This window comes from Treponema sp. R80B11-R83G3 (assembly GCF_054786115.1).
Genome location: NZ_BDHF01000494.1, coordinates 1 through 459 on the forward strand (window position 1 = coordinate 1; position 459 = coordinate 459).

At 31.2% G+C, this 459-nt stretch carries 1 protein-coding gene; it reads left to right on the forward strand.

Annotated features, from left to right (window positions below):
- The coding region (locus ACYVRH_RS14630; RefSeq protein ID WP_461257593.1) for an MBL fold metallo-hydrolase at window positions 1-459 on the forward strand (459 nt) is incomplete at both ends.

Sequence of the window (459 nt, forward strand, 5' to 3'; positions counted from 1 at the left end):
GTTCTGGAGGATGTGTTTCTATTCCAAGAGCATTATGTAAGTGTAAAGTATGTGTTGAAGCAAGGCAAAAGGGTATTCCTTATTCACGCTGTGGGTGTAGCTTGTTTTTGGAAGATGTTTCATTACTTATTGACACTCCTGAAGATATAAACATTGCGTTAAATAATGCAAAAATTGATTATTTGGATTATATTTTATATAGCCATTGGGACCCAGATCATACGCTTGGTATGAGAATAATTGAACAATTACGGCTCGAATGGCTTGATTTTTATGAAAATAAAAGACCAGATAATCCAATAATAATATATGCTTCTAATGGAGTAATGCAAGACGTAAATGGTATTCGCAACATACACGGGTCATTCTTGGATTATTATGAACATATGGGATTAATAAAAAGAATAAATGTTGAAAATAAACTTAGTTTTAAGAATAATATAAACATAACATTTATCC